Genomic DNA, 11798 nt, shown 5'->3' on the forward strand with positions numbered 1-11798 from the left:
CGGTGCGTAACAAGATGCATGGGGTGGCGGTAAAGCCGGGACGCTCCTACCGGGCACAGGTGGTGCTCGCCTTTATTCCGGTGGCGCTGCTGCACATCGTAGGTTTCGGACTGTTCTTCTTCCTGGTTGAACCGCTGCACCTGCAGCTCGGCACCTCGGTCTTCGGCGTCGGCATTGCGGTGGTCGCCTATGTGCTGGGCGTGCGCCACGCTTTCGACGCCGACCACATCGCGGCGATCGACAACACCACACGCAAACTCGTGGATCTGCGCAGGCCGGCCGCCGGCGTCGGCCTCTTCTTCTCGCTGGGGCACTCCACCATCGTGTTCCTCATGGCAGCGCTGCTCGCGCTAGGGGTGAGTTGGGCGGTAGGGCTTAGCGATGACGGCAACGGCGTGCGCAGCGGTCTCGGCGTCTTCGGCACGGTGGTTTCGGGGGTCTTCCTGCTCCTGATCGGTCTCATCAACGCCGTTGCGTTCATGGGAATCCTCAAGGTATGGCGGGCTTCACGAAACGGTGACCTTGATGAACTGGAGCTGGAACGGCATCTGCAGGGCCGCGGCCTCATCAGCCGCCTTATCCGGCCGATGCTGCGGACCATCGACCGGCCGGGGAAAATGTACGCCGTCGGCTTCCTGTTCGGGCTCGGCTTCGACACCGCCAGCGAGATCGCGCTGCTGGTGCTGGCCGGAACAGGGGCAGCGACCGGGCTCCCCTGGTACGCCATCCTTTGCCTGCCGCTGATCTTCGCTGCCGGGATGAGCCTGTTCGATACGCTCGATTCGGCCGTCATGGTGAAGGCCTACGGCTGGGCGAGCGTCAATGCAGTGCGCAAGCTGTACTACAACCTCACCATCACCGGACTCTCGGTCATGATTGCGGTAATGATCGGCGGCATTGAGCTGGTAGGGCTGCTGAACGAGAAGCTCGGGCTGCGCGACCCGCTGACCGGATGGGTCGCCGGCATCGATCTGGAGAACGTGGGTTACATCGTGGTGGCCACGCTGATACTCGTCTGGTTGACCTCCACCGCCTACTGGCGGTTCGGCCATGTGGAGGAGCGGTGGGCTCTCGCGAACGGAATGTCGGGCACCGGGAGCGGCGGTGCTGCAGAACAAGGCGGCCCGCAGCCCGGGCCAAAGCCCCGGTCCGGAAAGGAAACGCCGCCTCATGACAACCCGGGACGGGGTTGACATGAGTACCGCAGGAGCGGCGACCCCGCGCCCGGCCGTCTCCGGCGCCGGGTGGCTGAAGGGCTGGGGGCAGGGACTGTCGCAGATCTTCTTCCAAAGCAATATTTACACTGCCCTGTTGATCCTGGCAGCTTTTGCCGTGGCTGATTGGCGCATGGCGCTGCTCGTACTGATTGGCTGTGCGGGAAACATGCTCGGAGGACGCCTGCTCAAGGCCGATTCGGCATCGGTCATCTCCGGTATGGAAGGCTTCTGCGGCGCCCTGGTCGGGGCGGCCACCTTCACAATCGTCGGAGGACAGTGGGCGGCCTATCCCATCGCCCTGGTGGGCGGCATCCTGTGCGCGCCGGTGACGTGGCTGGTGGTTGCCCTGTTCACCAAAACGCCGCTGCGAGTCTTCTCCCTGCCGTCGACGACAGCGCCGTTCTGTCTCGTGGCGACGGGCATTCTGCTCAGCACTCAGTCACTGCATGTGACCTCGGCGCCGTCGGCCACCATCGATTCGGAGCCGCTGGCGTTTGCCCGCTCGCTGCTGACGAACGTGTCCGAAGTGGTGCTGATCAACAACGTCTTCTCCGGCGCCCTGATCCTGCTCGGGTTGTTCGTGGCCGGCTGGAAGGTGGGGCTGGCCGGGCTGCTCGGCAGTGTGGTGGGAAGTTTGTGCGCACTGGCCATGGGCGAATCCCTCACCGAGACGGCAAACGGACTGGCAGGGTACTCCGGTGTACTCACCGCCATCGCGCTCGCCGTCGTTTTCCTCCGCAGCAGCGCCGTTTCCTGGGTACTCGCGGTCATCGGCACCGTGGTGACGGCCGTGGTGACGGTGATCATGCACGATCTCAACGCTCCCACCTACACCTGGCCCTATATCCTCACCACCTGGGTCTTCCTGGTGATCGCACACTATCTTCCCGCTGCCAAGCGTCCGTAGAAGCCCGCCATGGCCGCGGGGATACCTGTCGCGGGATACCTAGAGTGAGGCACCGATCCAGAGACCGATGACAGCGGCAGCAACGGAGAGCACAAGCATGACAATGCCGCTGATGAAGGATGCACCGTAGCGGCCCTGCTTGATCAGCTGAACCGTCTCATAGCTGGCCGTGCTGAAGGTGGTGTAGCCGCCGAGGAATCCGGTGCCGATCACGATGCTGAGATCGGTGGAGACAAAGCGCTCCATGGTGATACCGGTGAGAAAGCCGAGCATGAGGGAGCCGGACACGTTGATGATTGTCGTCGCCCACGCAAACGAAGTCTTCATATGGGCACGGATGAAGCCGTCCACGATGAACCTCACCGTTGCGCCTGCCCCGCCGGCCAATGCCAGCAGCAGGAAGATTCCCGGAGTCATGAACCGTCCTCCTGTTCGTGCCGCCGGCCGGAGCCGCGGGCGTTGACGGCGCCGGCGGCAATACCCGCCCACGTGGCACAGGCGCCGATAAGCACCGTACCGAGCGCATAAATAATCCCGATCCAGGGCAATCCGTCGCGGAAGAGCACGGCAGTGTCGGTGGCCAGCGAGCTGTACGTCGTGAATCCGCCGCAGAAACCCGTGCCCAGGAGAAGCTTCAGGTTCTTGCCGGTTGGTCGGGAACTATCCAGGCGGGTGACTGCTTCATACAGATAACCGAGCAGAAACGCGCCCACCACGTTGATCAGGGGAATGGCCACCGGCACCGAGCCGAGGTTCGGGATGACCAGGGACAGGCCCTCGCGGCTCGCGGCGCCCGCTGCACCGCCGACGGCGACGAGCCCGATCGCTGCCCAGCGCAGGTATGCCGGGCGGGTATCGGCGTTCATGCCCTGCCCCAGGGGTGCGAAGCGGCACCGCCGGCAGCATTCAGGGGCATACGGCCGGAACCGGTTTGCCGCGCTACATGTGCCGGCCGGCCGCGGGATACGCATGTTGCGGGGTTTTGCGGGGTATCCGGATTAGTGCCCATCTGTGCGAGATTACTCCTGCCCCAATACGCCTACAACGCACGCGCGTCACCTGCCCCCCCTGCATAAGTGCCAGAACCCAAGGAAGGCACCGCAACAGGCCGACATGGCAGGGGCCGGACCGTTTCCCGGTCCGGCCCTGCCATGTTCACCACGATTCACCGCCGCCCGGCGGGGGCGGGCCCGGTCCTAGTGCCGGTTGTCCTTGGACTCGCCGCCGGTTTGACCGGCCGAGACCGGCGCCGGAATGGACAGGTCACTACTCTCCTGCCGGCTTTCCCCTCGGCCGTTCTGCGGCCGGGGAGGCAGCGGCGCGGGCTGGAGCGTCGGGTACCCCGCCAGGGCGGGAGGCTCATCGGTGGGCAGCTCCGAGAGCATTTCCCGCAGGATGCCCACGCCGTGTTCCAGCTGCGGATCCTCGCCCGCTACGTAGGCGTGCGGCGGGAAGGTCACTTCAATGTCCGGTTCGACACCGCGGTTCTCCACACCCCAGCCCACGCCGCCGGTGAACCAGTAGGCGTACCGCGGCTGGTTGACCGTGGTGCCGTCCACCAGGTTGAACCGTCCGTCGATACCGACGACGCCGCCCCATGTACGGGTGCCGATCACCGGGCCGATGCCCCGCAGCTTGGATACCTGCGTGATGATGTCACCGTCCGAACCGGCGAATTCGTCGGTCAGGATGACCACCGGACCCCGGGGTGCATGCGCCGGGTAAGGGTTGGGCTGGCCGCCGCGGGGCATGTCCCAGGCAGTAACCTTGCGGCCGATCAGTTCGGCGACAAGCTGGGACGTGTGGCCGCCGCGGTTCCTGCGGACGTCCACCACCAGTGCCTGCCGGGACGCTTCCTGGTCCAGGTCGCGGTGCAGCTGCGACCACCCGTTGGCCACCATGTCGGGGATGTGCAGGTAACCGAACGCGCCGTCGGAGGCCTCCCGGACAATCTGCCGGTTGGCGTGCACCCAGTTCTGGTAGCGCAGCCGTTCCTCGCTGCGCAGCGGGACGACGGCGATGCGGCGCTGGGAGGGGGCCCCGGCGTCGTCGGCGGAGACTATGGTCAGTTCCACCGTGCGCCCGGCCGCACCGGTCAGCAGCGCAGCAGGTCCTTCGCGGGGCGGGACGGGAACACCGTCGATGGCAGCGATGACGTCACCGGGGTGCACGTCCGCGCCCGGGGCGCTGAGCGGGGACGTTGCCTGCGGGTCCGAAGACTCGGCGCCCAGGATCCGCACCACTTCCCAGCCGCCTGCACCCGGCCGCAGGTCTGCACCCAGGAAGCCCTGGCCGCCGGCGCCCTGCTCCGTGACCGGAACCGGGGTGACATACGCATGGGAGGTACCGAGCTCTCCGTGCATTTCCCACAGCAGGTCCACGAGGTCGTCATGGCTGCCGAGGTTCTCCACCAGGGGCCGGTAGCGCGCATGGACGCCTTCCCAGTCCAGGCCACCCATGTCCGGGGCCCAGAAGAAGTCGCGCTGCAGCCGCCATGCCTCATCGAAGGCCTGGCCCCACACCTTGACCGGATCAATCCGTACACGGATGCGGTCCAGGTCAACGCGGATGTTTTCTGCCGAATCCTCCTCCACCCGTGAAGAGGCGGGAACAACCCGGACGCTGCCTTCATGGCGCAGCACCACCTTGGTGCCGTCGCCGCTGACCTCGTAGCCTTCCAGGGCCGGCACCAGGACCGACACGTCCTTGGTCTGCAGGTCGAACCGTTCCAGCCGGGCCGCCGGATCCCGGTCCGTTGCGGAGGCACGGCCGTCACCGGTTACGCCGTAGATGTCGGTGGCCTGCCAGAGCAGGGCCGATTCAGCGGCGCGGAGTTTGGTGTACCGCCCCTGCGGCACGGGAACGGCAATGATGCGGTCCCCGATCCGCTCGGCGTCCACCTGCACGTCAGGAACTGTTTTCTTCGACGTTCCGGTGTCCCCTCCTTCTGCGGCCACGGGAACGGAACCGCCGGAGACCGACGGGCCGAACGGTGAGGGCGTTCCGGCAGCCAGCGCCACCAGGAAGGGCTTGGTGGAGGAAGGGAAGCTCAGATCGAACCGGTGCGTGTCATAGACGGGGTCGAAGCTGCGCTCGGAAAGGAAGGCCAGGTAGCGGCCGTCCCGGGTGAAGGACGGATCATGGTCGGCAAAACGGCCGTCCGTCACATCGATTACCGGCGCGGAGGCGTCCACCGCGGAGCGCAGGCGGATCTTGGTCCGGCCCTCCCCCGTGGTCGGTTCTGCCCAGGCAAGCCACTGCGAGTCCGGTGAGAACGCCAGCTGGTCCACTGCACCGAATTCGGAGGTGGCCACCGGGCTCATCTCCGCCGTGGCGGTTTCAAGGATGAACACTTCCCCGTATTCGGTGGACACGCCGACGCGCTGTCCGTCCGGGCTTGGGACGAGCTGGCTTACGCGGGTGGGCCGGTCAAAGCCGACGCGGACGGTGCCGGTTTCCCCGGCGGAGGCAGTCTGTGAGTCGCCGGTGGCCTCGCTGTCCTGAGCTTCGGTCCGGCTTGGGCTCACTGTCGGCCGGTCATGCGACCCGTGGGATTCAGTGGTGCTGGAGGCCGATACCGGGCTGGGAAGAACGATGCCGGTATCCGCAGCCGGCTCGGTGCCCGGCCTGCCGCCGTTCCGCTCACCGTCCCGGCCGGCTGAAGATCCGCGGGACACGGTGTCTACGTCGGCAAAGACCTTCCTGATGTAGATTGCCTCCTCGCCTTCGCTGTCCGAGACGAAGACAGCGTGCTTGTCCCCGAGCGGACGGCCCAGGCGGGCACGTACTGCGGAGTCTGCTTCGATGACGCGGGATGGCCCGTCGCGGTGCGTGAGCCAGTGCAGGGTGCCGTGGGTTTCCACCACGCTCGCGGTGCCGGAGGCATCGGGCACGGCCGCGGCCAGGTGCCTGGCTACGTTCGCCGGGCGGGGGCGCCGTGCGGTACCGGCCGAGCCCAGGGAGATCTCCAGCGGTTCTGCGTCCGCGTCCAGCGAGGCCAGGAGCCAGATGCGTCCGGCGGACTCGAAGACAATGCGGGTGCCGTCCGCGGAGGCGTGCCGGACGTAGAAACCTTCAAAATCGGTGTGGCGGCGCAGATCGGTGCCCTGGGGGGTGACCGAATACAGGTTCCCGTAACCCTCATGGTCGGAGAGGAAAACGACCCTCCCGTCAATCCACATGGGGTCCGACAGGTTGCCGTCAAGCTCGGGAACGAGCCGGACGAATTCTCCGTTGCCGTCGGTGTCAATCCACAGTTTCCCAGCCGTGCCGCCCCGGTAACGCTTCCACCAGGCCTGTTCGCGGGTCAGCATGCTGCCGATCACCATCGGGCGTTCGTCGCCAACGGCAGGGCCCTCAGCAATGGTTTCCACCGGGCCGTAGGGCAGTTTGGTGGGGGCCGTGCCGTCAAGCGGGACCGCGTAGGCCCACCGGAGTCGGTTGTCTTCCTGCTCCACGGAGCTGGTGGCGATCACGTCTCCCGCGGAGTTGAAGCCCTTGAGCCGTGTGCTTTGGCTGCCCCAGAAGGTCAGCTGCCGGAAATCCCCGCCCTCGACGTCCGCGGTGACAATCTCCGGAGCACCGCCCTGGACCACCTGCCAGGCCAGCCGGGTGCCGTCCGGTGAGAACTTGGGGCTGCGTGCCGGCAGTTGCATCGAGGAGATACGCCAGGCCCGGCCGCCCGATACGGGGGCCATCCAGACGTCGTCTTCAGCCACGAAGGTGACAAGGTCGCCGTGCAGATCGGGGTAACGAAGGTAAGCAGTTGGACTCATGGAACGATCCTATCTTTCGGCACCGGCTTGTCCGTGTAGGACCATGCCTCAGTCCGCTGCGAGAATCCTGCTGATTTTCCAGGCTCCGCCGCTGCGCAGCAACAGAAGTTCCACCTGCTGCTGCCGCTCGCCGGCCTGATGCACCACGCGCCCGTCCCCGTTCACCTGGTCATAGGCGGAGACCTCCAGCCGCACAGTGAGTCCTGCCGTTTCCGCAGGTCCGCCCTGCACGGCTGCCCGTTGCCCGTCCCCAACGTCCGCGGTGCCCAGTACCGCTGCCCGCATTGCCAGTCCTCGCAGCGTATGGCCGTCGCGTACAAGCCGGGCGATCTGCTGCCGGTCTTCGCGCATCGCGTCCGATCCCGGCGCATTGACGTGGTTCAGCAGCTCCGGATCGGCGGACGCAAAGGCCCGGGCGCGCAGTTCTGCGAGCGCAGGCAGGGCCCGGGCCGCATCGGCGGCCGAGGCTTCCGCCAGCAGGGTTTCCACGGACCGGGCTTCCGTCGAGGTGCCCCCTGTTCCGGGCTCCTCCTGCCGGCCGCCGTTCACCGGTGACTGTTCCGGCAGCTCGCCTGTACTCGAGGGATCGGATGGGCCGGCGTCCGGGGTGTGTGCCTGGTCGGAGGCGCTGCCGGGGAGTACCGCGTCCTGCCGTGAACCGCTCAGCGGCCCACCGGCAGCGGGGCGCAGTATCTCGGGCGCCGCAAGGGCAATGCCGGCCAGTACGAGCACCGACAGCACCAGCACCGTGGCGGCGGCCGGCCACAACCGGCTACCGGTGGACCGGTGGGGTATCCGTGGCCTCCTGTCCCCCGCCGGGTTGCTGCGGCCCATACTCCCTCTATCCGGCCTGCTCTGGTCCCGGCCGCTCTGGTCCCGGCTGTCTGGCCTTCCGGCTCCCGCCCTGCCCGGAGCTGCGGCAGTGCGCCGGCGGTCCCGGCCCGGCGCTCCCGCTCCCGGACCGAGTCCCCGGACGCCCCATCGTGCCGCCCCCGCGCTGCGACTGCGGTTCCCCGCCCCGCGGCCGGCGCGTTCCCGGCGTTTGTTTCGCCACCGGCCGAACCTTCGCCCGTCCTGCTCGGTGGCCGAGCGGGTCCGGCGGGTCAGCAGTTCAGGCAGGACCTCCGGGTGCACTGACGCCGCCAAATCCACGGGCAGCGACGGTGCGCTGCGGTAGGCCGCAGCGGCAAATTCGTCGGCCGAGGGCCGCTGGTCGGGTTCCTCGTGGAGTCCCGCTTCCAGCAGCTCCGGCAGCAACCGCCCGACGCCCGGAACCAGGATGGACAGCGGCGGACGTTCCCGGGACGGTGGCGGAGCCTTGCCGGTAAGCAGGAACCAGCCCACGGCGGAGAGCGCGAAGATATCTCCTGCCGTGCCCAGCGTTGCACCGCCGGCGACAGTGTCCTCCGGCGGTTCATAGCCGGGGGTGCCGAGACGTTCCTCCCCCGGCGCCCCCAAAAGCCGTGCCTGCCCGAAATCCCCCAGCAAGGGTTTGCCGTCTGCGGCGAACAGAATATTGCCCGGGGAAATGTCTCCGTGGGCGGCGCCCTGGGCGTGCAGGTAACCAAGCGCAGCGGCAAGGCCGACCAGTATGCTCACTGCTTCCCCGGGGGCCACCGGGCCCCGGGCGGCCACGAGTGCTGCCACGCTTCCTCCCGGGGCGTAAGTGCTGAGCAGTCCTGCTCCCCGGTCCGTCTCCGCCACCGTGTGCAGCTGCAGCAGATTCGGGTGCTTCAGACGAGCGAGGACGTTCGCCTCCCGCCGAAGCTCAAAGGCATTGGGTGCCCTCTCTCCCCCGCCCCTGACAATCTTTAGCGCAAACTGCTCCCCGGCATGGCTGCGGACCAGCCACACCGCCCCGCTGCCTCCCACCCCCAGCAGCCGGTCAACCGTATAGCCCGGCAGCACCGGAGCCGGACCTGCTGCCTCCCGTGCGTTCTCTGCAGGGTCCTGTGTTGCAGCGTCCTCTGTTGCAGGGTCCTGTGCCGGGGTTTCCGCTCTGCTGTCCATGGCACCAAAGTCTGAGCCGCAATCGTCCTGCCGATCCGGTTATCCACAAGGTAGTCGGCAGACCGTCGGACACCTCGCCAAAGTGTGGTCCACATTACGTCGCAGGGGGTTTAGGCTAGTCCCCATGGCTTTGGAGTTCACCCGCGTAGGCCTGGCTCCGCACTACGTGGAATATTCGGCAGGCTGGAACCTCCAGCGGGAGCTTCACCGGGCAGTTCTTGAGGACAACGCACCCAACACTGTCCTGCTCCTGGAGCATCATCCGGTGTACACGGCAGGACGCCGCACGGAGCCGCATGAACGGCCGTTCGACGGGACTCCGGTGGTCAACGTGGACCGCGGCGGAAAGCTCACCTGGCACGGACCCGGGCAGCTGGTGGGGTATCCCATCCTCAAACTGGCCGATCCGGCCCACATCAGGGACTACGTGGACACCTTGGAGGCCGTGGTGATCGCCGTGCTGGGCGACTACGGCCTCGCCGGAACCCGGATCGAGGGGCGTTCAGGTGTCTGGCTCCGCGGAGACGGGCAGCCCTTCGGCGTCCCGGACCGGAAGATTGCCGCCGTGGGCATCCGCGTGGACCGCGGCGTCACCATGCACGGCTTCTCCCTGAACTGCAGCAACGATCTTTCTCCCTACAGCCAGATCATCGCCTGCGGAATAACCGACGCCGGCACCACCTCCATCAGTGCGGAGACCGGCCGGACGGTTACGCCGGCCGACGTCGTCGCACGCGTGGAGGAAGAGCTCACCGCCCGAGAGGCGGACCTCACCGGCACCACCACCGTGAAAGACATCCCCGGCACCGGCGCCAACCCTGCCGCCAGCCGGCCGAAAGGAGCCCTGCTGTGACCCTCGCCCCTGAAGGACGACGCCTGCTGCGCATCGAACAACGCAATGCGGCCGTTCCCGTGGAACGCAAGCCGGAGTGGATCAAGGCCAAAGTGAACATGGGGCCGGAGTTCGTGGAACTGAAGAAGCAGGTGAAGAAGGAAGGCCTGCACACGGTTTGCGAAGAGGCCGGCTGCCCCAACATCTTCGAATGCTGGGAAGACCGTGAAGCCACGTTCCTGATCGGCGGCTCGGAGTGCACCAGGCGGTGCGACTTCTGCCAGATCGACACCGGCAAGCCGTCCCCGCTGGACCGGCTGGAACCCACCAAGGTGGCCCGCTCGGTCCAGCAGATGAACCTGCGCTACGCGACGGTCACGGGTGTGGCGCGCGATGACCTCGAAGATGAGGGCGTCTGGCTCTACGCAGAGACCATCCGGAAGATCCATGAACTGAACCCCGGTACCGGCGTGGAAATCCTCATTCCGGACTTTTCCGGGAAAGTGGAGCACATTATCGATATCTGCGAAGCGCAACCCGAGGTATTTGCCCACAATGTGGAAACGGTTCCGCGCCTGTTCAAGCGGATCCGGCCCGCTTTCCGGTATGAGCGCTCCCTCGATGTCATCACCCAGGGACAAAACATGGGCATGGTCACCAAGTCCAACCTGATCCTCGGCATGGGCGAGACGCGCGAGGAGGTCTCCGGTGCGCTGAAGGACCTGCGCGACGCCGGATGCGACCTGCTGACCATCACGCAATACCTGCGGCCCAGCGAACGGCACCTGCCGGTTGACCGGTGGGTCAAGCCGCAGGAGTTCGTGGACATCAGTACCGAGGCCGAGGAACTGGGGTTCCTGGGTGTGATGAGCGGACCCCTGGTCCGTTCCTCCTATCGCGCCGGGCGGCTATGGGCCACGGCCATGCGCCGCAAGGGCAGGGAGCTGCCTCCGCTGCTGGCCCACATCGAGGATTCGGGCAGTACGCTGCAGGAAGCTTCGTCCATCCTCGCCCGCAGCTGATTCTTCCCCGCACCCAACCCTTTTCCGCCTTTGGAAGGACTCGGGCTGCCCGGGATTCCGTCCCGGCCGCATGCCCGCGGCGCCCCCGCGAAACCCGGCCCCGTCACAACCGGAGCGCCTTCCTCACCGCACGCCCGCATCACGTAGAATTGACTCATTATGGCCAAAAGCACTGATCCCGACGCACCCCAGAGCGCCCGCAAGGGTCTCTTCTCCCGCAAGCCGAAGGGGGAAAAGAAGCCCAAAAAGCAAGGGCGCCTAAAGCAGATCGCCGAAGTCTTCAAGATGACACGGCGGAATGATCCGAACGTCGTCTGGCTGATGGTGGGCGCGTTCTTCGGCATCATCGCCGTGGGGCTGCTGATCGGCCTGCTGATCGACAACTGGATCACCATGCTGATCGTGGCGATCCCGATCGGCCTGCTGGCAGCCATGTTCATCCTGTCCCGACGTGCCGAACGGGCAGCTTTCTCGCAGATCGAAGGCCAGCCCGGAGCGTCCGGCGCCGCCCTGAGCGTGCTGCGCCGCGGCTGGATCCTTGAGGAACAGCCGGTTGCCGTGAACCCCCGGACCCAGGAAGCCGTGTTCCGCGCCATCGGCCGTCCCGGCATCATTCTGGTCACTGAAGGCGCACCCGCTCGTGCCAGGGCACTGGCCGACGGCGAACGCCGCCGGATGAACCGCATTGCCCCCAAGGTTCCGGTCCACATCATCCAGACCGGCCGCGGCGAGGGCCAGGTCCCGCTGGCCAAGGTGGCCACCACCGCCAAGAAGCTGCCCAAGGAACTGACCAAGCAGGAAGTCGCGGCGGTCAATAAGCGCCTGTCCGCTCTGGGCACCCGGCTGCCGATCCCCAAGGGCATTGATCCCTACCGCGCCCGTCCGGACCGCAAGGCAACCCGCGGACGCTAGCAGGTTTCGACAAAAGGGCCCCTTTCGTGAACTGCTCCCCGAAAGTTGGACTGAGAAATCAGTTCTAACTTACGGGGAGCAGTTCTATGCCTGCGCGCAGTTCATTGTCCGAGGACCAACGCC

Annotated in this window: 9 protein-coding genes; 5 read left to right on the plus strand and 4 right to left on the minus strand. The window is 66.7% G+C overall.

The window, feature by feature from the left end:
• Window positions 1–2 precede the first annotated feature (2 nt).
• Both AC5RTS_RS15830 and AC5RTS_RS15835 read left to right on the plus strand, forming a co-directional pair.
• Complete coding sequence (locus AC5RTS_RS15830) at window positions 3–1193, plus strand: HoxN/HupN/NixA family nickel/cobalt transporter (protein WP_493992971.1); 1191 nt, start codon at window positions 3–5, stop codon at window positions 1191–1193.
• Window positions 1171–2124 carry an urea transporter gene (locus tag AC5RTS_RS15835; RefSeq protein ID WP_493992972.1) on the plus strand — a complete coding sequence of 318 codons (954 nt, stop codon included), beginning with the start codon at window positions 1171–1173 and terminating at the stop codon, window positions 2122–2124. Before AC5RTS_RS15830 ends, AC5RTS_RS15835 begins: the two co-directional genes overlap by 23 nt.
• 39 nt (window positions 2125–2163) lie before the next feature.
• On the opposite strand, the gene crcB is transcribed toward AC5RTS_RS15835, so the two are convergent.
• From crcB to AC5RTS_RS15855, 4 genes are all read right to left on the minus strand, one after another.
• A complete protein-coding gene (gene crcB / locus AC5RTS_RS15840; protein ID WP_493992973.1) occupies window positions 2164–2541 on the minus strand; it encodes a fluoride efflux transporter CrcB in 378 nt (125 codons plus the stop codon).
• Complete coding sequence (locus AC5RTS_RS15845; RefSeq protein ID WP_493992974.1) at window positions 2538–2990, minus strand: fluoride efflux transporter FluC; 453 nt, start codon at window positions 2988–2990, stop codon at window positions 2538–2540. The genes crcB and AC5RTS_RS15845 overlap by 4 nt, the downstream gene beginning before the upstream one ends.
• A gap of 330 nt (window positions 2991–3320) precedes the next feature.
• Window positions 3321–6899, minus strand: a complete 3579-nt coding sequence (locus AC5RTS_RS15850) for a S41 family peptidase (RefSeq protein WP_493992975.1) — start codon at window positions 6897–6899, stop codon at window positions 3321–3323.
• A 48-nt stretch (window positions 6900–6947) separates the two neighbouring features.
• Window positions 6948–8909: a serine/threonine-protein kinase gene (locus tag AC5RTS_RS15855; RefSeq protein ID WP_493992976.1), complete on the minus strand. Its 1962-nt coding sequence runs from the start codon at window positions 8907–8909 to the stop codon at window positions 6948–6950.
• Between the two features lie 124 nt (window positions 8910–9033).
• On the opposite strand from AC5RTS_RS15855, the gene lipB reads away from it, so the two are divergent.
• From lipB to AC5RTS_RS15870, 3 genes are all read left to right on the plus strand, one after another.
• On the plus strand, window positions 9034–9762 hold the full coding sequence (gene lipB / locus AC5RTS_RS15860) for a lipoyl(octanoyl) transferase LipB (RefSeq protein ID WP_493992977.1): 729 nt from the start codon (window positions 9034–9036) through the stop codon (window positions 9760–9762).
• On the plus strand, window positions 9759–10763 hold the full coding sequence (lipA, locus tag AC5RTS_RS15865; RefSeq protein ID WP_493992978.1) for a lipoyl synthase: 1005 nt from the start codon (window positions 9759–9761) through the stop codon (window positions 10761–10763). Before lipB ends, lipA begins: the two co-directional genes overlap by 4 nt.
• A 159-nt stretch (window positions 10764–10922) precedes the next feature.
• Entirely contained in the window at window positions 10923–11675 is a 753-nt protein-coding gene (locus AC5RTS_RS15870; protein ID WP_493992979.1) for a DUF4191 domain-containing protein, read from the plus strand.
• The last annotated feature ends 123 nt before the right edge of the window (window positions 11676–11798 follow it).

This window comes from Arthrobacter sp. MDT1-49-2 (genome assembly GCF_059090185.1).